The sequence below is a fragment of the Acinetobacter sp. GWC1_38_13 genome (assembly GCF_001767535.1).
Classification (GTDB): domain Bacteria; phylum Pseudomonadota; class Gammaproteobacteria; order Pseudomonadales; family Moraxellaceae; genus Acinetobacter; species Acinetobacter junii.
The window spans coordinates 24,745-50,133 of sequence record NZ_MELG01000104.1; the positions used below are offsets into that span (position 1 = coordinate 24,745).

Annotated in this window: 25 protein-coding genes and 2 tRNA genes; 13 read left to right on the forward strand and 14 right to left on the reverse strand. The window is 39.4% G+C overall.

The features are described 5' to 3' along the window. Window positions 1–88 precede the first annotated feature (88 nt). The 3 genes from A2003_RS11125 to A2003_RS11135 all read right to left on the reverse strand — a co-directional run bounded on the left by A2003_RS11125 (window position 89) and on the right by A2003_RS11135 (window position 1,719). Window positions 89–259 carry a hypothetical protein gene (locus tag A2003_RS11125; RefSeq protein ID WP_171493165.1) on the reverse strand — a complete coding sequence of 57 codons (171 nt, stop codon included), beginning with the start codon at window positions 257–259 and terminating at the stop codon, window positions 89–91. A 139-nt stretch (window positions 260–398) separates the two neighbouring features. Next, window positions 399–1,010, reverse strand: coding sequence for a methyltransferase family protein (locus A2003_RS11130; RefSeq protein ID WP_004951496.1), 612 nt, complete (start codon window positions 1,008–1,010; stop codon window positions 399–401). Between the two features lie 319 nt (window positions 1,011–1,329). Next, on the reverse strand, window positions 1,330–1,719 hold the full coding sequence (locus tag A2003_RS11135) for a cation efflux protein, CzcI-like (protein ID WP_353743766.1): 390 nt from the start codon (window positions 1,717–1,719) through the stop codon (window positions 1,330–1,332). 192 nt (window positions 1,720–1,911) lie between these two features. Here A2003_RS11135 and A2003_RS11140 point away from each other — a divergent pair, with 192 nt between their 5' ends. Then, complete coding sequence (locus A2003_RS11140; protein WP_042891757.1) at window positions 1,912–2,289, forward strand: SEL1-like repeat protein; 378 nt, start codon at window positions 1,912–1,914, stop codon at window positions 2,287–2,289. A 45-nt stretch (window positions 2,290–2,334) separates the two neighbouring features. On the opposite strand, the gene ettA is transcribed toward A2003_RS11140, so the two are convergent. After that, on the reverse strand, window positions 2,335–3,996 hold the full coding sequence (gene ettA / locus A2003_RS11145) for an energy-dependent translational throttle protein EttA (protein WP_004909725.1): 1,662 nt from the start codon (window positions 3,994–3,996) through the stop codon (window positions 2,335–2,337). Between the two features lie 297 nt (window positions 3,997–4,293). Between ettA and A2003_RS11150 the strand changes: the two genes are divergently transcribed. Both A2003_RS11150 and A2003_RS11155 read left to right on the forward strand, forming a co-directional pair. Beyond that, entirely contained in the window at window positions 4,294–5,571 is a 1,278-nt protein-coding gene (locus tag A2003_RS11150) for an O-acetylhomoserine aminocarboxypropyltransferase/cysteine synthase family protein (protein ID WP_286687372.1), read from the forward strand. A 249-nt stretch (window positions 5,572–5,820) separates the two neighbouring features. Further along, the gene (locus A2003_RS11155) at window positions 5,821–6,708 is read left to right on the forward strand and encodes an SDR family NAD(P)-dependent oxidoreductase (RefSeq protein WP_004951483.1); all 888 of its coding nucleotides are present in this window, start codon (window positions 5,821–5,823) and stop codon (window positions 6,706–6,708) included. Window positions 6,709–6,804: 96 nt separating this feature from the next. On the opposite strand, the gene A2003_RS11160 is transcribed toward A2003_RS11155, so the two are convergent. Next, on the reverse strand, window positions 6,805–7,911 hold the full coding sequence (locus A2003_RS11160; protein WP_151711318.1) for an SDR family oxidoreductase: 1,107 nt from the start codon (window positions 7,909–7,911) through the stop codon (window positions 6,805–6,807). A 103-nt stretch (window positions 7,912–8,014) separates the two neighbouring features. Here A2003_RS11160 and A2003_RS11165 point away from each other — a divergent pair, with 103 nt between their 5' ends. Both A2003_RS11165 and A2003_RS11170 read left to right on the forward strand, forming a co-directional pair. Further along, window positions 8,015–8,392 (forward strand): MerR family DNA-binding protein, encoded by a 378-nt coding sequence (locus tag A2003_RS11165; RefSeq protein WP_004909736.1) that lies wholly within the window; start codon window positions 8,015–8,017, stop codon window positions 8,390–8,392. Window positions 8,393–8,595: 203 nt separating this feature from the next. Further along, on the forward strand, window positions 8,596–9,888 hold the full coding sequence (locus A2003_RS11170) for an MFS transporter (protein WP_004951479.1): 1,293 nt from the start codon (window positions 8,596–8,598) through the stop codon (window positions 9,886–9,888). 57 nt (window positions 9,889–9,945) lie between these two features. Here A2003_RS11170 and A2003_RS11175 read toward each other — a convergent pair whose 3' ends face one another. The 5 genes from A2003_RS11175 to A2003_RS11195 form a co-directional block, all read right to left on the reverse strand. Beyond that, entirely contained in the window at window positions 9,946–10,710 is a 765-nt protein-coding gene (locus A2003_RS11175; RefSeq protein ID WP_286687373.1) for an HD domain-containing protein, read from the reverse strand. Between the two features lie 93 nt (window positions 10,711–10,803). Beyond that, a complete protein-coding gene (locus tag A2003_RS11180) occupies window positions 10,804–11,121 on the reverse strand; it encodes an AzlD domain-containing protein (protein ID WP_151760303.1) in 318 nt (105 codons plus the stop codon). Then, complete coding sequence (locus A2003_RS11185; protein ID WP_199955487.1) at window positions 11,118–11,828, reverse strand: AzlC family ABC transporter permease; 711 nt, start codon at window positions 11,826–11,828, stop codon at window positions 11,118–11,120. The genes A2003_RS11180 and A2003_RS11185 overlap by 4 nt, the downstream gene beginning before the upstream one ends. A gap of 79 nt (window positions 11,829–11,907) precedes the next feature. Next, complete coding sequence (locus A2003_RS11190; protein WP_125299689.1) at window positions 11,908–12,738, reverse strand: AraC family transcriptional regulator; 831 nt, start codon at window positions 12,736–12,738, stop codon at window positions 11,908–11,910. Between the two features lie 169 nt (window positions 12,739–12,907). After that, on the reverse strand, window positions 12,908–15,265 hold the full coding sequence (locus tag A2003_RS11195) for a Tex family protein (protein WP_286687374.1): 2,358 nt from the start codon (window positions 15,263–15,265) through the stop codon (window positions 12,908–12,910). Window positions 15,266–15,583: 318 nt separating this feature from the next. Between A2003_RS11195 and ompR the strand changes: the two genes are divergently transcribed. The 3 genes from ompR (at window position 15,584) to scpC (ending at window position 19,486) form a co-directional block, all read left to right on the forward strand. Then, on the forward strand, window positions 15,584–16,348 hold the full coding sequence (gene ompR, locus A2003_RS11200) for an osmolarity response regulator transcription factor OmpR (RefSeq protein WP_004657337.1): 765 nt from the start codon (window positions 15,584–15,586) through the stop codon (window positions 16,346–16,348). A 17-nt stretch (window positions 16,349–16,365) separates the two neighbouring features. Beyond that, complete coding sequence (locus A2003_RS11205) at window positions 16,366–17,820, forward strand: ATP-binding protein (RefSeq protein WP_286687375.1); 1,455 nt, start codon at window positions 16,366–16,368, stop codon at window positions 17,818–17,820. 151 nt (window positions 17,821–17,971) lie between these two features. Then, window positions 17,972–19,486 (forward strand): succinyl-CoA:acetate CoA-transferase ScpC, encoded by a 1,515-nt coding sequence (gene scpC / locus A2003_RS11210; protein ID WP_004964686.1) that lies wholly within the window; start codon window positions 17,972–17,974, stop codon window positions 19,484–19,486. A gap of 53 nt (window positions 19,487–19,539) precedes the next feature. On the opposite strand, the gene A2003_RS11215 is transcribed toward scpC, so the two are convergent. The 4 genes from A2003_RS11215 to A2003_RS11230 form a co-directional block, all read right to left on the reverse strand. Beyond that, window positions 19,540–20,799, reverse strand: coding sequence for an OmpP1/FadL family transporter (locus A2003_RS11215; RefSeq protein WP_249570948.1), 1,260 nt, complete (start codon window positions 20,797–20,799; stop codon window positions 19,540–19,542). A 196-nt stretch (window positions 20,800–20,995) separates the two neighbouring features. Next, window positions 20,996–21,071: transfer RNA gene (locus A2003_RS11220), tRNA-Phe, on the reverse strand. Between the two features lie 139 nt (window positions 21,072–21,210). Then, window positions 21,211–21,286 (reverse strand) — tRNA-Phe (locus tag A2003_RS11225). Window positions 21,287–21,394: 108 nt separating this feature from the next. Beyond that, window positions 21,395–21,772, reverse strand: a complete 378-nt coding sequence (locus tag A2003_RS11230; protein ID WP_004909759.1) for a GNAT family N-acetyltransferase — start codon at window positions 21,770–21,772, stop codon at window positions 21,395–21,397. 103 nt (window positions 21,773–21,875) lie between these two features. Between A2003_RS11230 and hisB the strand changes: the two genes are divergently transcribed. From hisB to hisA, 5 genes are all read left to right on the forward strand, one after another. Further along, window positions 21,876–22,469 (forward strand): imidazoleglycerol-phosphate dehydratase HisB, encoded by a 594-nt coding sequence (gene hisB / locus A2003_RS11235; protein ID WP_004877928.1) that lies wholly within the window; start codon window positions 21,876–21,878, stop codon window positions 22,467–22,469. Beyond that, window positions 22,469–23,086 carry an imidazole glycerol phosphate synthase subunit HisH gene (hisH, locus tag A2003_RS11240; protein ID WP_004909763.1) on the forward strand — a complete coding sequence of 206 codons (618 nt, stop codon included), beginning with the start codon at window positions 22,469–22,471 and terminating at the stop codon, window positions 23,084–23,086. The genes hisB and hisH overlap by 1 nt, the downstream gene beginning before the upstream one ends. A gap of 181 nt (window positions 23,087–23,267) precedes the next feature. Beyond that, window positions 23,268–23,801 carry a DUF805 domain-containing protein gene (locus A2003_RS11245; protein ID WP_004964695.1) on the forward strand — a complete coding sequence of 178 codons (534 nt, stop codon included), beginning with the start codon at window positions 23,268–23,270 and terminating at the stop codon, window positions 23,799–23,801. 93 nt (window positions 23,802–23,894) lie between these two features. Then, window positions 23,895–24,557, forward strand: coding sequence for a 3'-5' exonuclease (locus A2003_RS11250; protein WP_112987026.1), 663 nt, complete (start codon window positions 23,895–23,897; stop codon window positions 24,555–24,557). A gap of 65 nt (window positions 24,558–24,622) precedes the next feature. Then, complete coding sequence (gene hisA / locus A2003_RS11255) at window positions 24,623–25,354, forward strand: 1-(5-phosphoribosyl)-5-[(5-phosphoribosylamino)methylideneamino]imidazole-4-carboxamide isomerase (RefSeq protein WP_004909768.1); 732 nt, start codon at window positions 24,623–24,625, stop codon at window positions 25,352–25,354. Window positions 25,355–25,389 lie beyond the last annotated feature (35 nt).

The window sequence follows — 25,389 nt, forward strand, 5'->3', positions numbered from 1 at the left end:
GTAAGGTCAGTGTAATAAAATTACATTTCGGTCAGTTTAAATAAAAACCAACATTGCTGACCTTTAATTACTAAATTCATGTTCAATCTTATTTTTGTTGAGCACTTAACTGCTCACCATGATTGACTTGCTTGGTTTTCGTTTCCTTTTGCGCTTGTAAATTCTTTTCCAAGAACATCAAGCCGCCATCAGCGTGCGCTGTGCCAGCAAAAAGACAGAAAACTAAGGCACATAACTTTAGATTAACTTTAGATAACATAATTCAGACCCTATTCAAAAAATTCATCAATTATTGGAAAAACGCCAATAACCAAATCAGATAAACAGCCTTAGTTTGAGTAAGCTCTGAAGCTTAGATAACTCTTACCAAGACCAAAATAAAACTAAAAAACAGTTGCTTAAAACCACCTAAAAATAGATGGGATCACACCTAAAAGCCGAAGCTTTTCAAATAATTGAACCAGTGCTGCAATCCAAAAAAACCAGACTACCTGCACCAAGAAAATCCGAAAATGTTTAGGCGAAATCTGATAGCATTCAGGTTCTGTATACTTTTTAAAACTCGGAATAAACCGAGGAATGCGATCCATATACGCTAAATACTTCATCCCATATTTCTTGCTCAAAAATTTTTCTTCTTGGCTAATCACATAGTGGTAATAAATCAGAAAATAAACAGTGAATATCAATGGGAATAAAAATGTTTCAGTTAAAAACATGATCCCCACACCACCTAAATAACTAAATAGATATAATGGATTGCGACATAATGAATATGGACCCTCCATTACCAATTTATTATTTTTATACCCTGAAATATAAATGCTGCACCAAATCCTCCCCATTGCTCCAACACCTACAAATAACCACCCCATCAACCATAAAAAATACCCGATTAATGAAGCATGAAAATGCCATTTGCTTAAACTTAATGCAACTATTATTAGAAGGAAAAAACCGATAAATCTTGAACTTAGCGTTCTAATTTTAGATGAAAGTAAATAACTCATGAATAAATACCTCCAAAAATCAAATATTTTAATTTTTTGAAAAATATATTATTCACTTGATATTTGAATGCATTTAAAACAACAACCCTAATAGCATTATTAAATAAACCATTTGGTAAATACCTATCATATACAAAGTGATATTTACCATTGTAATAATCAACTAGAAACAACGAATAAACTAAATTCAATGAAGGTTTCTTTAATATAAAGAAAATCCCACCCATATATTTAGAGTATTTTTTACATAAATAATTAAGCATAATATAACCCTTTGAAATAGACCTATTTCTGGTGGGTTATTTTTCGGCTACCCCACCTATAGCAGGGTAAAGACAGGAGGTGGGTCTGAAATAAACAAATCAGGGGATTGATAGAAGTTCAGCCAAGTATATTTTTGTTTTAATTCATATATTTGAGATAAAATATACTCAACATCATTTTGTTGATTGAACACGGCAAGCTGAAAACACGAAGGTAAATGATTATGATGATTGACTGTCAAAACTGGATCAGAATCTTGTTCAGTAATTGCGAAAGCATCTTGATTCTTTGAAGATTTGTCAATGTCGTGATGACCAAAATGAGTTGTTATAGTAAGTGGTTCTATCGTCTGTTCATGAGCACAATACGCAGCCGCCACGTTCCAAATACTTTGGAATATGAATAAGCTAAGTAAGACGGTCATAAATATACTAGAATGGCGCACTTTTATATCAAATGTTCAAATAATATGTAGACTATATCAAGTAAGCTTGATGTAATAAAATTACATTGTAATAAAAAACCATTCGTCAAAATTTTAATTAATTTAGAATCAAACTGATGAAATAAATAAAATTACAACATTTTAGTAAAAAAGCTTTATAGTATAAAAAAGACACAAAAGTGGGAGGCCAATATGAATATCAAACAACTCAAACAATCGGCTCACTCTTTTATAGTAAACCTTATAGATCACCAAGATCTTCCTGATGCAAAGTCTGAGATAAGTAAAGCACATTACTTTGAGAGATTAGCAACACATGAACATCAAACGTTACAATCTCTAAAACAGTCCTCCAACGACCGAAATGCAGTTTGGTATTATTTGCGAGCAGCATTAAGAGGCGATGCAGAAGCAGCTTTTAAATTAGGTGAAAGTTATTTACATGGTGACTTGGGGTTAGACAAAGATTATAGGAAAGCGCAATATTGGCTGGATAGGGCTGTTTCATTAGGTCATCCTAAAGCGAGAGCCTATTTATATAATGCTTTTAGTGAAATAGCATTTTCATAAGTTGTAAAAAACCAGCCCTGAGGCTGGTTTTTTTATTAGCAGAAATTAACCGCTAATTTTTTTGTATTTGGTACGTTTTTGAGCCGCATCTTCACCTAAACGTGACTGACGATATGCTTCGTATTCTGCATAGTTACCAGTATAGAATTCTGGTTGTTCGTTTTCGAACGATAAGATATGCGTTGCAATACGGTCAAGGAACCAACGGTCATGCGATACTACCATTACCGTACCAGGGAATACCAAAATAGCATCCTCTAGTGCACGTAAAGTTTCGATATCCAAATCGTTTGATGGCTCATCCAGTAGGATTACGTTAGCGCCCATTTGAAGGATCTTGGCAAGTTGTAAACGGTTACGTTCACCACCAGACAATTCACCTACGCGTTTCTGCTGATCTTGACCTTTAAAGTTAAAGCGACCGATATATGCACGTGATGCAATTTCGTAATCACCAATTTTTAAGATATCTAAACCACCAGAAACTTCTTCCCAAACAGTTTTATTGTTGTCTAGGGTGTCACGGATCTGACCAACATAAGCGACTTTAACCGAATCACCTAATGTCACAGTACCTGTATCAGGTTGCTGCTCACCAGTCATCATACGGAATAACGTCGTCTTACCTGCACCGTTTGGACCAACGATACCGACAATCGCTGTAGGCGGTACAGTAAAGCTTAAGTTCTCGTACAATACGCGACCATCAAACGATTTACTGATGCCTTCAACTTCTACAACCTTATTACCTAGACGTGGACCAGGTGGAATGTAGATTTCAGACGTTTCATTACGCTGTTGGAATTCTTTAGAGTTAAGCTCTTCAAAACGTTCCATACGCGCTTTGTTTTTCTTTTGCTGACCTTTCGCATTTGAACGAACCCATTCAAGTTCTTTTTTCAATGCTTTAGCAAAAGATTCTTCTTGTTTCTGTTCTTGCTCTAAACGCGCATTCTTTTGCTCTAACCAAGAAGAATAGTTACCTTGATAAGGAATACCATGTCCACGGTCAAGTTCAAGAATCCACTCAGCCACGTTATCTAAGAAATAACGGTCATGCGTAATCGCAACGATAGTACCAGGGAAATCTTTTAAGAAACGCTCTAACCAAGTAACTGATTCAGCATCCAAATGGTTCGTTGGTTCGTCTAGAAGCAACATGTCTGGCTTAGAAAGCAATAAACGACACAATGCTACACGACGGCGCTCACCACCTGAGAGTTTAGTAACATCAGCATCCCAAGCAGGAAGATTTAATGCGTCAGCAGCAATCTCAAGTTGATTATTGAGATTATGTGCATCCCAAGCATGAATAATTGATTCTAACTTTTCTTGCTCTTTTGCAAGTGCATCAAAATCAGCATCAGGATCAGCGTATTCAGCAAAAACTTGATCAAGACGTTCTAGAGCATCAAGTGCCTCACGTACGCCATCTTCAACGTTTCCGCGAACATCTTTAGTAGGATCAAGTGGCGGTTCTTGTTCTAAGTAACCGATTTTGATTCCAGGTTGTGCACGAGCTTCACCAGAGAAATCTTTATCTACGCCCGCCATAATACGGAGCAAGGTAGACTTACCTGCACCGTTTAAACCAAGCACACCAATTTTTGCACCTGGGAAAAATGATAAAGAGATGTCTTTTAAGATTTCGCGCTTAGGCGGAACCATCTTCGACACTCGGTTCATCGTATAAATATATTGGGCCACGCAGGACTCCTCAATTGAAAAACCAATACATCGCAAAAAGCGAAAAATAATCGCACGTATTATACGCTGAAAACCCAATCAACATGAAGTTAAGTTAGATTTTGTTTGTGCCAATTAAAAGCATTTTCTTTTTCAAGACATTACGCAATTTCATTAAACAAATACACCAAGTCTTATGCAGCCACATCTTGCTATAGATATGAATAAAAACGCTATAAATCGCATAATTTATGCACCATTTTGGATAAGTTTTAGGCTACACTCGCTGATTATTTAACTCACGAAGATGATGTAACCATGACATACAAAGATGAAACTTTAGCCATTCATGCGGGATATTCACCAGAAGCAACCACCAAAGCAGTGGCTGTTCCAATTTATCAAACAACATCTTATGCCTTTGATAACACTCAACATGGTGCCGATTTATTTGATTTAAAAGTTCAAGGCAATATTTATACTCGAATCATGAATCCCACCACAGCAGTACTTGAGCAACGTATCGCTGCACTGGAAGGCGGGATTGGCGCTTTGGCACTAGCATCAGGAATGGCAGCAATTACCTATTCGATTCAAACGATTGCTGAAGCTGGAGATAATATTGCATCCGTATCTACTTTATACGGTGGTACTTACAACTTATTTGCTCATACTCTGCCTAAGCAAGGCATCGAAGTTCGTTTTTTTGATTATCAAAACCCAGAAGCACTACGTTCAATCATTGACGACAAAACTAAGTTAGTTTTCGTTGAGTCGATTGGTAATCCACTTGGTAATATTATTGACCTCGAAGCAATTGCCAAAATCGCCCATGAATATGGTGTACCTGTCATTGTTGATAACACAGTGGCAACACCTGCTCTACTCAAACCATTTGAGTTTGGTGCCGATATCGTAATTCATTCACTCACTAAATATATCGGTGGTCATGGCAACAGCATTGGCGGCATTATTGTGGATAGTGGGAAATTCCCTTGGGGTAAATATCCTGAACGTTTTAAAACTTTAAATACTCCTGATCCAAGCTACCACGGCGTGAATTATGTCGAAGTATTAGGTGAAGCCGCCTATATCGCACGTGCGCGGGTCGTTCCATTACGTAATACTGGCGCTGCAATTAGCCCACTCAGTGTATTTTTGATTTTACAAGGATTAGAAACCCTAAACCTACGTATGGAACGTCATACCGAAAATGCCCTGAAAGTTGCCGAATATCTGAAACAACATCCAAAAGTAAAATGGGTCAATTATGCAGGTTTAAGTGACCATCCACAGCATCATTTGGCACAAAAGTATGTGAAAGGTAAACCTTCTGCGATTCTTTCTTTTGGCGTACAAGATGGCTTAGAAGGCGGTACTCGTTTTATCGATGCATTACAGCTATTTACACGTCTGGTGAATATTGGGGATGCCAAAAGTCTGGCCTGCCATCCAGCAACTACAACTCATCGCCAATTGAATGCAGAAGAACTTCAATCTGCAGGCGTGAGTGAAGATCTCGTTCGTTTATCTGTTGGTATTGAGCATATTGATGACCTGATTGCCGACCTCGAACAAGCTCTTGCACAAGTATAATTTATAAGCAAAAGAATAAGCCCCATAATTGGGGCTTATTTTTTATACAAAATCCATTAAATATTTGTTCTTTTTCAAGTATTACAATATCTTGTTTTAGAGCTTTTACTCTAAAAAATTATTATGTTTCAAATATTTAAACTGGACAAACCTAAAATATCGGTTAATATTACACCAAAATAAAGTGCAGTGTTTAATCGCAATAAGAAAGCATTGCAAACAACAGCTTGATTAATGTAGGTAACGTACATGAACGCAAAACTCAAAAAACTTTTTAATCAAAAAGTCGACGGTAAAACAATCATTGTCACTGGTGCTTCAAGTGGTATTGGTTTAACGGTTTCAAAACACCTCGCTCAAGCTGGTGCGCATGTCTTATTGCTCGCTCGTACCAAAGAAACTTTGGATGAAGTAAAAGCAGAGATCGAAGCAAACGGAGGAAAAGCATCGGTATTTCCGTGTGATTTAAATGACATGGAATCAATTGATGCGGTTTCGAAAGAAATCCTTGCCTCAGTTGATCATATTGATATTCTGATCAACAATGCAGGCCGCTCAATTCGTCGTGCTGTGCATGAATCAATTGATCGTTTCCATGATTTTGAACGTACTATGCAACTGAATTATTTTGGCGCAGTTCGTTTAGTACTCAATGTATTACCGCACATGATGCAACGTAAAGATGGTCAAATCATCAATATCAGCTCAATCGGTGTACTTGCCAATGCAACTCGCTTCTCAGCTTATGTTGCTTCTAAAGCTGCATTAGATGCTTTCAGCCGTTGTTTATCTGCTGAAGTGCATTCTCATAAAATTGCAATTACTTCGATTTATATGCCTTTAGTCCGTACGCCAATGATTGCACCGACTAAGATCTATAAATATGTACCGACTCTTTCACCTGAAGAAGCAGCTGACCTAATTGCTTATGCTATTGTGAAACGTCCGAAGAAAATTGCGACACACTTGGGTCGACTAGCTTCAATCACCTATGCAATTGCACCTGATATCAACAATATCTTGATGTCGATTGGCTTTAATTTATTCCCTAGCTCGACAGCATCAGTGGGTAAGCAAGAGAAATTAAATCTAATCCAACGTGCTTATGCGCGCTTATTCCCAGGCGAACACTGGTAATCTGCGATAATTTGAAAAGCCTCCTCTACGGAGGCTTTTTTATGTACAAAAATACAATGTGTATAAATCCAGACTTATCCACAGGGTGTTGATTATCTAAGCAGATTTCGGCTGTTGTCCGACCCAACGACTGGTTTTTTCTAAAGCCAATTTCAGATCAGTTTCATGTATATTCCACTTTTGAATCAGTTGAGACAATGAAGTCGTATTCAGTGGCTCAGTTCGAATAAAATCTAACATTTCCTTAGATATCTCTAACTTCTGAGCCAGCCATTTCCATTTTAGTATCACTCTTAAGACAGCTAAAGGCACATAGCGTGTAGGTGCTTGCTGATTAACTTGTGTAGCGATGATATTAAACATCTCAGCTAAAACAAAACGTTGTTGATGAGCTACCAACAGTTCACGTTGGGCTAAACTGTTCTCGGTTGCAGCAAGTGCCATGACTTTCACCAAGTAATCTACTGTCACCAGTGGCAAATAATGTTGAGGTGTAGCAGGTATTGCACCCATTTTTTTCCGCTTTAATAAATCCACCATTTGGGCAATCGGTTGATTGTCAGGAATTTCTCCCGTAAGCGCATCGCCCACGACAGTTGCTGGATGAATGATGGTCCAATCGATCTTTAATTCTTCTGCCAATCTCATCCATGCATAATGAGCTTCAATTTTGGATGCCTCATACGCACCCAATTGTTGATAAACCCTATTCCAATCAGTGGTTTCAGGTTGATCGAGACAAATTCCCGCTTGTTGTAAATGCGAGTGAATCGTCAACATGTACCCTGAAACGTGGATGGCACGTTCTAATTTGCAGTATTTATTCAGACTTGAAAGTAAATTCAGCGCCCCTTCAACATTAACCTTGCGCGCATGTCGCATACTTAAATCCCAAGCAAACAATGCACTACTGTTGTACAAAGTATTCACTTGCTGCAATTGTTCCCAAGTGCTGCTCTCTATGCCCAAATCAACTTGCGTCACATCACCTTGCACACACTGAAAACGCTCTAAATTTATATTTCGATTTCTCAGCCAATCTTCGAGCTGTCTTTGCTGCTGAGCTTTATTACGGAGCAATGCAAAAACTTGATGTCCTTGTTGTAACAATTCGGCAATCAAAAACCGCCCAACAAATCCTGTAGCACCAGCAACAAATGCGACTTGTAAAGATTGCTCTACTTTTAAAGTTGTTTGTTTCATTTGAATGACTCTTTTTTGTCGTTGTAGGAATAGGCTAAAGGATGGAGTACACTCAAAGGTCAAGGGTATTTTTATAAAAACTCAAAAATAAAAAGGTCTTATTATGTTGATTGGACAATTATCTAAACATAGCGAATTAAGTAAGGATACTATTCGTTTTTATGAGAAAATGGCGCTTATACAATCAGTTACTTGCGCTAATGGCTACAAAGACTATCCAGAGCAAACTTTGCAACAACTGTTATTAATTCGAACGGCAAAAAATTTGGGATTCTCACTCAATGAAATTAAACAAATTTTAGAAATGACCTCAGAACAAGAAATACCTGCGCATCAAATGCAAAATATCTTTCAAGAAAAACTCGCGGCGATAGATGAAAAAATCTTTCAACTCCAACAAATTCGAAACATGCTGAGCCAATTCACTCAAGGTGAACCGTGTCCTTTGCGAAGGGATTGTTCTATTCCACAATTAAAGTAATTGTTTTTTAAAAAATTACTATTTTAATTATCACTATATTCTTACTGCTAAAGCCTTACAGAACTCTCAGGTCTTTCTCACCATCTAAAAATACAGTCATAAAAAGCATACAAAATAGTGTCATTTTCATGCTTTTTTAGCGGTATATAACAAACGGTAAAGATTCAGTAACAGAATCTTGCTTAGTGTAGAAAGGATCAGATATGAGTCAGACATATAGCAAGGAAGAAAGAACGAGCCGTATTAAAGGCATCGTTGGTGCAGCATCAGGGAATTTAGTGGAATGGTTTGATTTTTATATCTATGCCGTTTTTGCTGCTTATTTTACTCATGCATTAACCGCTCCAGATATGGAACCCACGACCAAAGCCATTTATGTTTGGGGGGTGTTTGCAGCGAGTTTCTTTATGCGTCCAATTGGTAGCTGGTTATTTGGACGAATTGCTGATCGGCATGGTCGTAAAAAATCGATGGTGATCTCGATTTGCCTGATGGCACTCAGCTCATTTCTTTTTGCTGCCCTACCAACCTATGATCAAGTCGGCATGCTCGCTCCATTTTTATTACTGATGGTTCGCTTATTACAGGGGTTATCTGTAGGTGGTGAATATGGTGCAGTTGCCACCTATATGAGTGAACTGGGTTTAAAAGGTCAGCGTGGTTTTTTTGCTTCTTTTCAATACGTCACCTTGTCAGGAGGCCAACTACTCGCAAGCTTACTTGGGGTCATCTTACTGGGCTTCATGACCGAACAACAATTAAATGATGGGGGATGGCGTATTCCCTTCGTGATTGGCGGTGTCGCTGCATTGCTTTCATTGGCTGCACGTAGCCGTTTAGAAGAAACCTTATCAAATGAAGATGCTGAACGTGAAGAATCGGGAAGCTTAATTGCACTATTAAAGCAACATTGGAAAACTTTCTTATTGGTGGTGGGTTATACCTCAGCAGGTTCACTGACATTTTATGTAGTGACTGTATATTCAAAGACCTACCTAACCAATATTGGCATGGATGGCAAAACAGTGGGGTTTATCATGACCACTGCTTTATTTGTTTTTATGATCGCTCAACCTTTTTTTGGAATGTTGTCTGATCGAATTGGCCGTCGTGCCTCTATGCTCGCTTTTAGTCTATTGAGTGCTATTTTCATCTATCCCGTGATGGTGACAGGAATGCGTAGTTTTGCAGACTCGCCTGTGATTATTACCTTATTGCTCATTTTCTTGATGATGTTGTTGAGCTTCTACACTTCAATTAGTGGTTTGGTCAAAGCAGAAATGTTCCCGCCTCATGTACGCGCATTAGGTGTTGGTTTCTCCTATGCGGTGGGTAATGCACTATTTGGTGGTTCTGCACCTTCTGTTGCACTGTTATTCAAAGATGCAGGCATTGAAAATACATTCTTCGTATATGTCATTATCATGTTGATCATTTGTTTCTTCTGTAGTTGGGCATTACCGAAAAAACCTGAATATTTAGAACATGACCATTGATAAAATTTAGTCCATTAAATCAGCCACTTTTGTTCTACTAAAAGTGGTTTTTTACTTTTATTGATCAAGATAAGGATTAAATTTAACTAAATATTTAAACCCACTTTGTACCACCATCGCAGTACGTGATTTCGGACGAGCTTGAGCTTCATGTTGGATGAATTCAATCATATGTTGATTAAAATCTAAACGTGGATATTGTTGATTTAACTGTGTTCTGAATGTAGTAGAGAACTCAAAACCACGGCTGCCTATCACATCACAACTGGCTGCTTGTTGTAGTAAATGAGCTTCTACACCATCCTCAAGCGCCACGAATGGATTCATATGCATACTGATCGCATCAAATAATTGATCAGCACGTGGTATTTGCCAACCACGTTGTATTGACCAATCTTTGGCTGCATAAGCGCCATGTCCTGCAAAGCAGCGACAGTTTGCATGGTGTTGGTAATGCTGCTCAGTCATTCCCAAATCATGCAACAAACATGAAACTGCCAATAACTCCTCATCCGTTTTTAGCTTTTGAAGCTTGGAAAATGCAACGGCGTAATACCAAGTCCTCAAACAATGATTTTGTAAGGCAATTGAGCTACAGGACTGCATCTTTTCAATTGCGTGTTTGATCTCGACACTATCAGGCAAATGCAAATCATCTATCTGTAATATTTTTGGAGCTTTGGTCATACTGCTTGCAAATGCATACATTTTTACACTTTGCTGAAGTACAGGCAGCAAACTATGACTTAACAATCTCATACGATCTGTTAAGGATAAATCACCTGAAGTTTGAACCATCCATACCTGTCGACCGATTTGCATTTGACTCACCAATAAAATTAGAGTAATTACTCTAATTTTTATAAGTATTCTGTTTAGATGTCAACTCAGGATAATAAACGTTCCAGAAATCAACTAATTCAACCAAAATACCAAACCATAAAAGCATGCCAAACTTAATATAATTGTTAACAAGGTATGACGAACTACACAAGCAATCAAAATCGTCAAAATTGTGGCGAGAAAATAAGGATTGAGTAAGCTCTCACGAAATGCACCATGCTCATCCATAAACACGATTGGGGTGGCAATTGCAGTCAATAAACATGGAGCAGAATACTGCAAAGATTGTTGAAACCATTTCGGCAGTCGCAAAGGAAGATTAGGTTCAAGCAATATATAGCGATTCATAAATACAACTAGTGCCAGAATAATCAGGATAAACCAAGTCATACTTTACGCTCCCGAAAATTCTGTAAACAAGTCGCAGCAAACATCCCGATCACTCCAGCCATGATTGCCGCACTTTTAATCCCTAGACTTAAAAAAACCACCGTTAATGTGACTGAAACAAGCACACCAACCAAAGTATTTAAGTTTTTAATAAATGGAACTACGATTGCAATAAAAGTTGCCACGATGGAAAAATCGAGATGGTATTGATCTAAATTAGGGACTGCAGAAGCAAGGAATACACCACAAGCGCTAAACAGTACCCAACACAAATAAAAACAAAGTCCAGCACCAAGTAGATAATGAATATAATGTTGTTGCTTTTTAATACTCACCGCAAACAACTCATCCGTCAGCAAAAAACCCAGCATCAAACGATTTTTTAAGGGTTGTTTGGAGATATCTTCTCGCAAATACAAAGCATATAAATAATGCTGTGTAGTAATCAGAAAAACTGAAATAATGATCGTTAACGCAGGTGTACCCGCCATCACTAGACCCAAGGTCATCAACTGTGCTGCACCCGCAAAGACAAGTGCAGACATTGCAATGGCTTGCATGGTTGTAAGGCCTGCTTGAATCGCCATCGAACCTGCCAACAAGCCCCAAGGTAATACGGCAAAACACAATGGAAGTATTTTGATCACTCCATTTAAAAATGCCCGTGATTCGGTCATCGGGGTATGATCTATGTTTTCAGCTAACATCTACATCACAATCATTAATTAAAAACCCAATGACTATGCCAAATCTAGATCATCCAAGCTTGTATAAAATTGCTGTTTTTTATTTGAGATAAGCAATATAACCGCCTGGCGTAATACCAAATGTTTGACGAAAATGCCGACTAAAATGACTTTGATCTGAGAAACCACATTGCTGTGAAACTTCTGATAAGTTCAAACCCTGTCTCAATAATTTTTGTGATTTCTGTAATCGCGCTTGGATCAACCACGCATGTGGTGAGAGTCCAACATGCTTTTTAAATTGACGTAAAAAATGCCACTGGCTCAGATTCGCCATTTCAGCCAATTCGATGAGTGAAAACTCTTGCTCAGGCATACTCGCCATTAATTCTTTAATATTTAAAATACGCTGTTTTGCATTACTGAGGTCAGTGGCATGCTGTTTTGTTTGGCTATATTTTGAGATTAGCCAAGCAATCGTAGATAAGAACAAGGTTTGTTTGAGCAAGGTATTGCTCGGTTGTTCTAACAAATCAAATAGTAATCGTAATTGCTGTGCCAAACCTTCGTCATGCAACACGGCTTCTCTAAACCACGGCGCTGTGCCATGAATAGTCGTGAGATCACGCGTCAGTTCATGGAGAATTTCTGGAGTTGGATAAATTGCTCGATAACGCCAGCCTGTTTCTACCGCAGATGATCCTGTATGTACTTCATCAGCATTCACCAAAATAATATCGCCTTGCGGCGCAACATGATTGCCCCCTGTACGATAAAAACGTTGCGCACCCTCTTCAATCACACCGATACAAAATCCTTCATGAACATGTCGCGAGAACTCCTGCTGAAAGTAACTGGCTTTCAACATTTCTAAACCACCGAGTTCTTCGAGGTGTAAATAATCGACTTGTTCACGAGGTCTGCGTGACATCACGACCTCCTAAGGCATGTATGCATCATTTCAGGTTAACGCGATTTAGATAGATTTATAGAACAAAATTGCTGTTTTATATTTCATAATCTATTTACAACTTTATTAAATCATTTCTAACCACAAACAAAAAAACCTTCTCGAAGGAAGGTTTTTTTAACAGATTAGCTTATTTAGAGCCTTTAATCCCTGCTTGTAATAACAAAGCACCTAAACCACCGATTTTTTGCTCTTGTGGTTTTTCAGCTTTTGGCTTGTTATTTTGCGGACGCTTAAAGTCGCCCTCTTTACGTGGAGGACGTTGACCTTGAGGCTTACGTTCTGAACGTTCAGTACGCTCTTGCTGTGGACGCTGCTGCTGACGTGGTGCTTTAATAGGCGCAGAACCTTCAGCACGCATACTCAAGTTCACACGATTACGTTCAACATCAACTTGCATCACACGAACTTGCACGATCTGACCTGGTTTCACGACTTTGTGTGGGTCAGAAACGAATTCATTTGCAAGTTCAGAGATATGCACTAAACCATCTTGGTGTACACCTACGTCCACGAATGCACCGAAGTTGGTTACATTGGTTACAACGCCTTCAAGCTGCATACCTTCAGTGAGTTGTGCAACTTCGGTAATGTCTTCACGGAACTTCGCTGTACGGAACTCAGGACGAGGGTCACGACCTGGTTTTTCCAATTCTGCTAAAACGTCTTGAATCGTCGGCAAACCGAATTTGTCATCGACAAACTCTTCTGCTTTTACTTGGCGAATAATTTCTGTATTACCAATGATGTCTTTTACAGTTGTTGCTTTTGCGGCAACAATTTTCTCAACCAAGCCATAACTTTCAGGGTGAACAGCAGATGCATCTAATGGCTCAGAACCATCTTGAACACGTAAGAAACCAGCTGATTGTTCAAAAGTACGCTCGCCTAAACGTGGAACTTTCTTCAATGCTTGACGATTATCAAAACGTCCGTTTTCTTTACGATATTCAACGATTTGTTGTGCAATCGCTTTGTTTAAACCTGCGATATAAGCCAAGATCGCTGGAGATGCTGTATTGACATCCACACCCACCGCGTTCACACAGTCTTCAACAACTGCATCTAGTGTTTTTGCTAAACCTGTTTGGTTTACATCGTGTTGGTACTGACCTACACCAATTGATTTTGGATCAATCTTTACAAGCTCTGCTAATGGATCTTGTAAACGACGAGCGATTGAAACCGCACCACGAATAGATACATCAAGTTCTGGAAGTTCTTGTGCAGCCAATTCACTTGCAGAATAAACAGATGCACCTGCTTCACTTACAGTGATACGTGTTAATTTCAGATCCGTATTTGCCGCCATCATTTCAGCAACAACAGCTTCTGTTTCACGGCTTGCTGTTCCATTACCAATCGCAATAAGTTCCACGTGGAACTCTCTGCATAAACGCGCAAGCTCCGCAATCGAACCTTCTTTATCTTCTTTCGGTGCAAATGGATAGATCGTGCTGTGTGCAAGGACATCACCAGCTTTACTAATCACTGCCAGTTTTACCCCTGTACGAATACCAGGATCAACACCTAAAGTAACACGACCACCTGCTGGTGCAGATAGAAGTAAATGACGCAAGTTCTCTGCAAATACATCCATTGCTTCAGCTTCAGCAGATAGACGCTTATCTGTTAGCAATGAGTGTTCAATCTGTGGACGAATCTTACCTAACCAGAATAATTTTGCAGTTTGCTTTAAATAATCTTGACGACTCTGTGGTTGTACTTGGTCTAAGTTGTACTCAGTTTCAATACGCGCCAATGGTGCATCATCTTCACCATCCACTTTTAAACCTAATACATTTTCTTGACGACCACGTAGCATCGCTAACAAACGGTGTGAAGGAACTTTGTTTAAGTTTTCAGAGAACTCAAAGTAATCACGGAATTTCTTACCAACTTCTTTTTTCTCTTCAGATGCCACAGCACTCTTTAGCACAGCAGTTTTAGAAAAAGTTTGTTTTAATTCAGTGGTTAACGCAATATTTTGCGCCCAATCATCAATTAAAATATGCTGAATCGCATCCAACTGACTTTCAAGATCTGGGTAATCTTCATGGCTGAAGCCTGATAATGCTTCTGTAGGATCAACTTGTTCAGCAAAAATCTTTTCTGCAATCGGCCCTAAACCGGCTTCTTTCGCTTTGAAAGATTTGCTTGTGCGTTTTGGACGATACGGCGCATAAATTTCTTCTAATGCATTCTTGGTTTCAGCCGCATTTACACGTGCAAGTAAATCATCACTTAACTTATCTTGTTCTTGTAAAGATTGAATCACTTTCTCACGACGTTCGTACAAATCACGTAGGTAAGCCAAACGTGTGTCGAGTTGACGCAATTGAGTATCGTCTAAGCCTTGCGTGACTTCTTTACGGTAACGTGCAATAAAGGGAACACTGGCGCCTTCATCAATTAAACGAATAGCAGCTTCTACTTGGTTTGGACGTACGGCAAGTTCATTTGCCAACTGCTGAACTAAGTCAGTCATCGTGATTGATTCCACAAGGGTTAATTCTAAAAGCACTGATTATAAAGTCCACGGCTATAAAATCCACCATTGTTTTTTTGAAAATTTTACGAGTAGATTATGCAAATTGATCAATGTTTCTAAAATCCCAAGATTTTTTCAGCTAAATATTGAAAAATAGATTGATTGTCATAATTTTACCTGTATATGTTTGGTATCTATCTCTTGATTTTATTGGCAATATTTGTTGCTTTATAACATAGCCAAACCTGTGCAATGAATCGTATACTGCCTGACATTGCATAATTACGATGACAATAAACGATAAAGGAGCACATCATGAGTTTAGTTGTACCTGCTGAATCGACGGAAACCGTACACCATGAGACAGACCGAGTCGAACGCATTTTAGTGGTCGATGACGATGTGCGTTTGCGTACGCTTTTGCAACGATTTTTAGAAGATAAAGGTTTTGTAGTCAAAACTGCTCATGACGCGACACAAATGGATCGTTTATTACAACGTGAATTGTTTTCGTTGATCGTTCTTGATTTCATGCTTCCTGTCGAAGATGGCTTAAGTATTTGTCGCAGATTACGCCAATCTAATATTGATACTCCAATTATCATGTTGACGGCACGTGGAAGTGACTCTGATCGCATTGCAGGTTTGGAAGCTGGCGCAGACGATTATTTACCGAAACCATTTAACCCAAATGAACTTTTAGCTCGTATTCGTGCTGTGTTACGTCGCCAAGTGCGTGAAGTACCGGGTGCACCGAGTCAACAAGTTGAAGTCGTTAGCTTTGGCCCATGGTCGCTAGATCTTTCAACTCGCACACTTACTCGTGAAGGTCAAGTCGTGACTTTGACGACTGGTGAATTTGCTGTATTAAAAGCACTGGTTCAGCATCCACGTGAACCTTTGACCCGTGATAAATTGATGAATTTAGCACGTGGTCGTGAATGGGGTGCAATGGAACGTTCGATTGATGTTCAAGTGTCTCGTTTACGCCGTTTAATCGAAGACAATCCTGCCCGCGCTCGCTATATTCAAACCGTTTGGGGTGTAGGCTATGTTTTTGTTCCAGATGGTGCTGAGTAAGTTCAGGAATTTCAACGTTGAAACTGGAACCCATTGACCCTCAAGCTTTTACTGAGTTTGTATCTTACTCTGAACGACCACGTACCAAGTGGGAACGTTTTTTAGATAAGATCAAACCACGTTCCACTGCGATGCGTACCACTATTTTGGTACTATTCACCGTATTCTTCAGCTTATTTATGTCTTTGTGGTTCTTCTGGCGAACTTTGTATTTGCCAGAGTTACAACAACACGCACGCTATCTCGCTATTGAATTAGAGCTGGTCAATAATCCTGATATTCGAATTTTGCATCGTGATACAGAAGTCGATATTGATACATGGTTAAAAAACCGTATTGGTATCGAATACATCACTGATCCGAAAGAATTTCCAAAGATTGAAGACAAATTTCTAGCTGAATTATTTACTGATGAAATCGAAGCCAAACTTGCCAAAGAGTTAGGTGTTGATAACGTCACCGTTTATTTTAAATTTAAACCAATTCCTCGTATCTGGATTCAAACTCCAGAGATGAATGGTAACTGGGTGCGTGAACCACTAAAAACCTATACCAATTACAGTGTTGAACTGATTGCAACATGGTTGTTTGGTGTACCGATCTTATCTTCAATTATTATTCTAACCTTGGTTCGCCAAATGAATCGTCCATTGCGTCGATTACAAAATGCCGCCAATAGTTATAGTAAAACAGGTAAAGCACCTTATTTAGATACTAATCACGGGCCTTTAGAAATTCGTCAGGTGAACCAAGCTTTTAACCATATGGTTTATACGCTTGAACAAACTGAGCGAGACCGTCAAATTATGTTGGCTGGGATTTCCCACGATTTGCGCACACCATTGACGCGTATTCGTCTCACTGCAGAAATGCTACCCGATGAATTCTTTCGTGAAGGTCTAATTTATGATGTTGATGATATGGATGCGATTCTTAACCAATTCATTTCGTACATGCGTGATGGATCGGATGAAGAACTCACTGATACCAATATCAACACGTTGCTGCAAGAACTTGTCATTCAATTCAAACCATTAGATATACGTTTTGAAATGCAGGATTTACCTACTATTCCTGCTCGTAGTCTCTCTTTAAAGCGTCTGATCGCCAATTTAATCAATAATGCGAAACGCTATGGTGCCGAACCGATTGAACTTTCTGCAAGCCATGTAGACGAACACATCCTCATCACTGTTGCTGATCATGGTGAAGGCATTCCACCCGATCAAGTTGAAGAACTCATGCAACCCTTTGTACGTGGTAATTCAGCGCGCACTGTTCAAGGTAGCGGACTTGGCCTTGCAATCGTAAAACGTATTGTGGATATTCATCAGGGTAAAATTAGCATTCGCAATCGTGAGCAAGGTGGTTTAGAAGTTGTGATCTCTTTACCAATCGTGACTCCTCATGTTGAAGAGACTGAGAAAAATACGATTAGCAAGATTAAACAAACACTTAGTGAACACTTCTAATTCAATACAAGATCAATCAAAAATGTCTCGTATTTTTGCTCGCAAATCATCTTCTATTTCACATATTAGACCTTAGCCGTAGTCCAATTCCCTTTTGCTTTTTTAGCGCTAAAATCCATATCTAATGAAAAAGCAATATTGAGAATGGATGATGTCTTTAAGTCGTATTCGCCTTGCGTCTCTACACGACAAAGTGATGAGTGCAGAACAGGCTGCTCGCTTTATTGAAAATGATATGACGGTTGGTATGAGCGGATTTACTCGTGCAGGAGAAGCGAAAGCCGTTCCTCAAGCACTGGTTGAACAAGCCAAAAAAAATCCGTTAAAAATCACGTTAATTACTGGTGCAAGTCTCGGAAATGACTTAGACAAACAACTGACGGAAGCAGGTGTACTTGCGCGCCGCATGCCATTCCAAGTTGACAATACCTTACGTCGTGCAATTAATAACGGCGAAGTGATGTTTATTGACCAACATTTATCTGAAACCGTTGAACAAATGCGTAATCAGCAGCTCAAACGTCCAGATGTAGCTGTGATTGAAGCGGTCGCAATCACTGAAGATGGTCACATTGTTCCAACAACATCCGTTGGTAACTCGGCAAGCTTTGCAATTTTCGCTGAAAAAGTGATTGTAGAAATCAACACATCACTCAGCGAAAACTTTGAAGGCTTACACGATATTTACATCCCAACCTATCGTCCAACGCGTACGCCACTGCCTTTAACTCAAGTGGATGATCGTATCGGCTCTACTGCGATTCCAATCGATCCTGCAAAAATCGTCGGTATCGTGTTCAACGATACAGCTGACTCACCTTCAACAGTGACGGCGCCAGATGATGAGACTCAAGGCATTGCGAATCATTTGATTGCATTTTTTGAGAAAGAAGTTGCTGCTGGTCGTTTAGCGAAAAACTTGGGTCCTTTACAAGCGGGTATTGGTTCTATTGCAAATGCTGTTCTCACTGGTTTGAAAGATTCAAACTTCGAAGATCTTGTGATGTACTCTGAAGTACTTCAAGACTGTACGTTTGAGTTGATCGATGCAGGTAAAATGAAGTTTGCTTCTGGTAGCTCAATTACACTTTCAGCTCAGTGTGGCGAGCGTGTATTTGGCAATCTAGAGCACTACAAAGATAAATTAGTCTTACGTCCACAAGAAATTTCAAATCACCCTGAAATTGTGCGTCGCTTAGGTATTATTGGGATCAACACTGCCCTCGAATTTGATATTTATGGCAATGTGAACTCAACTCACGTTTGTGGTACCAAGATGATGAATGGTATTGGTGGATCAGGTGATTTTGCACGTAATGCGCACTTGGCAATCTTTGTCACCAAGTCAATCGCAAAAGGTGGAGATATTTCTTCGATCGTGCCGATGGTGAGCCATGTTGATCACTGTGAACATGATGTTGATATTCTAGTGACAGAACAAGGCTTGGCTGACCTTCGTGGTTTAGCGCCGCGTGAGCGTGCACGTGTGATTATCGATAATTGTGTACACCCACTCTACCAAGCAGCATTAAACGATTATTTTGATCGTTCATGTGAGCGTGGTGGACATACGCCTCATATTCTTCGTGAAGCATTGTCATGGCATGCAAATTTTGAAGAAACAGGTCATATGCTATCGAACGGTTCTTTAGCTAAAACAGCTTAAATTTCCTTTGTAGCAAATAAAAGGCTGAATCTGTTGATTCAGCCTTTTTCTATTTAGAACTTCACACCGTAAGATATACCTAAGATATGTTGATCCATTTCTAGATTTGCCTCACCCCCACCAAATGCTGTCGGGATAGACTGATTGCCTTTTACGGTTTCTTTTAAACCATAGGTATAGGCAACACTTAACTCTTGCGCTCGGTCAATATCCCACGTCGCGCCTAGACTAATATGATCTTTAATCACACCTGGTGCTAGAATATTTAAGAAAGTCTGATCTTGTGGGATAGGCTGATCATTATGGCTATAACCAGCACGCACTGTGAGTTGTGGATTGACTTGATAGCTTGCTCCCAACTTATAGACGTTAATATCTTTCCAACCGAAACCCTGTCCCTTTTCTGATCCGAAAGTATTCCCTTGCATCACAGAAGCTAAACTAAAAGGATTACCGACCGAATCAACATCCGAATAATTGATTCGCTGTACATCCGCTAATACAGTCAAAGCAGGGGTTAACCTGAAGCTCGCTCCAATCCCGTAACTCTCAGGAACATCAAAATCACCCGATTCAGCAAATAAACCGCGATACTTATCAAATTTATCTGCATCAATTTTTGACGCATAGTTTGCTCCGACAGTAACGACATCATTTAATTTCGCACTCCAGCCCACTCGCACCCCAATCCCTGTAGCAGAGTCTTTACCTTTATTGCTTAGATTTTTTCCATCATTTGAAAATGGGGCAAAACCAGAAATTCCTTTCGCTTCAAAACGTTGATAAAGAAAATTTGTCGCAATCCCGATTGATTGATTTTCACTATAGCGCCATGCAACCGTTGGAGAGACAAATATCTGAGATAAATCAACACCCGCTTCGCCTGTATTACCAAATTCAGCATAAGGATTGCGTTTATAGGTCGTATTCATACCACCATTGCCATAAATCGCTAAGCCTAAAGCAACGCTATCATTTACTTTCTTATTGATCGCAAATTCAGGCAGTACAAAGTATTCACGACCATTACCGCTGTATTGTCCATTGGCACCGGCTAAGTTCCCCTCAATCTCAGCAGAGCGTTTAGGATTAAATAGGGTCGCACCAACATCTACACGGCTATCAATCCAGCTCAAACCTGATGGATTACTCGCTATAGTGAGCGCATCGTTAAATGCAGCGATAGAGGCACCAGCTTGACCTTGGGCTTTCACGCCATAACCATGCATAAAATAGCCTGTAGTCGCAGATGCGTGCTGTGCTATACCCGATAAAAGAACAACTGGAAGAGCTACCCCGATAAACTTTTGCATAACTTATCTTCAACAAAAATAATATATTCACAAGTATATTGTTTTTCTTTTATTCATATAACTAAGTAAAATTGAGATGCATATTCTTTTTATTCATAAAGAGTTTTTAATATAGAACTTAGAAAGACTTAAATATGAATTACGCATAATTTAACCCATAAAAAAACCCCAAACATTAGTTTGGGGTTTTTGAATATGGTGGCGTGACCCAGGATCGAACTGGGGACACACGGATTTTCAATCCGTTGCTCTACCTACTGAGCTATCGCGCCAATGGCGTGTATTAAGCCGCATCTACAGCAAATAGTCAACAATTATCCTGAGCTTTTGATTTGATTGCCCATTTTTCAGGCAAAAAAGTCCAGATAAAAAAAATCCCTGATGGGATCAGGGATTGAAATTTCGAATCTATGGTGGCGTGACCCAGGATCGAACTGGGGACACACGGATTTTCAATCCGTTGCTCTACCTACTGAGCTATCGCGCCAAAGTGGGCGTATTAAACAATGTTTGTCAAAATCCGTCAAGTTAATTTAAGGATTTTTAGATTAAGTGTTTAATTTAACTCCAATTAGAACCCATATTTAGCTCGCGATTAGATTTTTCCAAGATGTGATAGACAACGATGAATCGCGCCACATCCAGGTTCAAACTGTTTTACGCCCTGCTCTTCTTCGATACGGCAAACTTCCTCAACGAGGCGTTCTGCCACACCGCGACCGCGATTGGATGGATGTACAACAATATATTCCAAAACACGGCTCTCACCTTGTCCTGTGACCCAGATTGCACCTATAATTTTGGTGTTAAATTCAGCGGTATAAACTGTGGTATATTGCTGTAGATCTTGTTCAAGTTGCTGCATTGCATCTTGCCCATCACCAAACTCTGGACTGGTGTCATAAAGTCGCTCTAGCTGGGTACGAATTCCTAGATTTTCTAGTGAACTGTAAGCATGTACGGTAATAGGCATTGATTAACCCTCCTGAGCAAACTATGATGCTGTCACTTTTTCGTCACAGCGAAACTTTGGTTTTTAATTCAATCATTTTTGACGTTTTTTGAGGAACGTGTCCATGACGCAACGTATCAGTGAAGTGGTAAGAAATACCAACGAAACAAAAATTCGAGTTCGTCTCAATCTCGATGGTACTGGTCAAGGCACACTCAACACTGGAGTTCCATTTTTAGACCATATGATTGATCAAATCAAGCGCCATGGTCTATTTGATATCGATATTCATTGCGATGGTGACTTGGAAATCGATGATCACCATACCGTCGAAGACTGTGGAATCACCTTGGGACAAGCCTTTGCGCAAGCTTTAGGCGATAAAAAGGGCTTACGTCGTTACGGTCATTTCTATGCACCACTCGATGAAGCACTTTCGCGTGTTGTCGTTGATCTCTCTGGTCGTCCAGGCTTGTTTATGGATATTCCATTCACACGTGCCCGTATCGGAACATTCGATGTCGATTTATTTTCAGAATTTTTCCAAGGTTTTGTCAACCATGCGTTGATGACCTTACATATCGACAATTTAAAAGGCAAAAATAGCCATCACCAGATCGAAAGTGTATTCAAAGCTTTGGCACGTGCTTTACGTATGGCGTGTGAGGTTGATCCTCGTGCCGAAGGCATGATTGCATCAACGAAAGGTAGCTTGTAATGACGCGTATTGCTTTACTTGATTATGGCATGGGCAACTTACACTCAGCAGCCAAAGCGCTAGAGCATGTAGGTGCAACAGTTGATGTGACTAATGATCCTAAGCTGATTGCCCAAGCGGATAAAATCGTGTTCCCAGGCGTAGGTGCCATGCGTGACTGTATGCAAGGCATGCATGAGGCAGGAATTGATGAAGTCGTTCGTCAAGCGGCTTTTAACAAACCTGTACTCGCGATTTGTGTTGGCATGCAAGCATTGCTACAAAGCTCTGAAGAGAATGGTGGCGTAGAAGCTTTGGGTATTTTTGAGGGTGTGGTCAAACACTTCCCTGAAATTCCGAATTTAAAAGTTCCGCACATGGGTTGGAACCAAGTACATCAACTTGATCCAAGTCATCCAATGTGGAACAACATCGAGCAAGATGCTCGTTTTTATTTCGTACATAGCTACTATGTCGAACCAAAAGATTCTACAGTTACAGCGGCAACTTGTGATTATGGTGTGAACTTCTGCACAGCGATTCACAAAGACAATTTATTCGCGACCCAATTCCATCCAGAGAAAAGTCATACTGCTGGTTTACAGTTGTTAAAAAACTTTGTGGAATGGAAAATCTAAGCATTTGAACAAGTTTAGCTCCTGATAATAAAGCCAATTTTAAATTGGCTTTATTTTTTTAATTGCCTTATCTATTTATTTCTCATTATTTTTTGCATATCATGCAAACACTTTGAATAAAAATCAAACAACAGATAATTTCAAAATTAAATTTAAAAATCAGAGACTACAGGAAAATAATATGTCTTCTCAGCTTCAAACAAATGATTCAGGTTTTAGTGCAAATGGGCGTTTTGGCAGACTTTCTTACTTAGGCTGGAATATGTTACTCGTGGTCTTCGTATTCATTTTGGGTATTATCGCAGCGTTTTTTGTTCCAGCTTTGAGTCCTTCAACGACAAGTTCATCGATGTATGTATTTGGTGGACTCTTTATCATTGTTTATATTGCAATGATCTACTTCAGCTTTATTTTCTCAATCCGCCGTTTACATGATCGAAATCAAACAGGTTGGTTGTCATTAGTGATGATTATTCCTTTCATCAATTTCTTATTTTTTATTTACTTGAGTTGTGCAAAGGGTGATGAAAATACAAATAACTATGGCTCACCTCGTATTACTCAGGGTTGGGAAAAAGTCTTAGCTTGGATATACATTATTATCCTTCCACTCTGCATTTTAGCCATAGCAGCATCCGCAATTCCTGCTTACCAAAACTATATTCAAAAAAGCCAACAGCTCCAGATGGAACAAATGAATAGATATGCAGAATAAACCAAGTCTATTTTTCAAAGCCAAGTGGGAAAACTTGGCTTTTTCATTTGATCAAAACGGTTTAAGCTGAGTGAAACGATTTGAGCTCATTTCATGGAAATGCAACAACAAACTGCGCTTTTAAGCAAAGAACAAATACGCACCTTCCCTGCATTTCAAAACTTAAATCCAGATCGAATTTATGTCATCCATACACTTAATCAGTGTTTACAAATTGAAGCTGAGCTTAAATTTGTGCAAGTGTTCGGCTTTGATACAGAATCCAAACCGACCTTCAAAGTCGGTGAAAAATCAACAGGCCCTCACCTTATCCAGTTGTCTAGCTTAGAAAATGCTTATCTTTTTCAGGTGAATCCAGAAATATTGGCTTTCTTAAAACCTATTTTAGAAAATGAACAACAACTCAAAGTTGGTTTTGGTTTAAAAAATGATGCCAGTGGTTTTAGACGCAAAGGGATTCATCCAAACGGTCTGATTGATTTAGCAAAATGCTTTTCAAATTTTGGATATAACACCCAAGTCGGTGTACAAACGGCAATTGCTTTGTTATTTCAGCGTTATTTTCCTAAAAGTAAAAAAATTAGCACCTCTAACTGGTCTGTTAAACAACTCAGCCCTCAACAAATCAATTATGCTGCGGCAGATGCTTATGCCGCGCGTATTATTTTTGAATATCTCTACCAGCATCAAAGTTTCACGTCACCACTTCAACAACAAATCGAAAAAATACTCACAGGTTCTCAATCCAAGACTTAGAGATTGATCAATACTTTGTTAATATGTAGCCAATTTTAATTTACGATGAAGCTAGGAGCGAAAGCATGCTAATCATCCCTGCAATTGACCTGAAAGATGGTAAATGTGTACGTTTAAAACAAGGACGCATGGAAGACGATACTGTTTTCTCTGATGATCCTGTGGCAACTGCACAACATTGGGTTGATGAAGGCGCACGTCGTTTACATTTAGTTGATTTAAATGGTGCTTTCGCTGGTACGCCAATTCACAAACCAGTGGTTGAAGCTATTGCGCGAGCACAACCTGAATTACCAATCCAAATTGGTGGTGGCATCCGTTCACTTGAAACCATCGAGCACTACTTAGATGCTGGCGTATCGTTTGTCATTATCGGTACCAAAGCAGTCAAAGAACCTGAGTTTGTTGAAGAAGCATGTAAACAGTTTGCAGGTCATATTATTGTTGGTATCGATGCGATCAATGGCATGGTTGCAACTGACGGTTGGGCAAATGTCACTGATGTTAAAGCGACAGATCTTGCTAAACGTTTCGCTGACGCTGGTGTATCTAGCATCGTCTACACTGATATTGCACGTGATGGCATGATGCAAGGTGTCAACGTTGAGCAAACTGTTCACTTAGCTCAATATTCAGGATTACCTGTTATTGCATCTGGTGGTGTCACCAATCTTGATGATGTACGCAACTTGAAAGGTCAATCAGGTATTTTAGGTGCTATCACAGGTCGAGCAATTTATGAGGGCACTTTAAGCCTTCGTGAAGCTCAACTTTTACTGGATGAACAATCACTTTAATTGTGTTTAGCTCTAGCGATTTGAATAATGGCTAG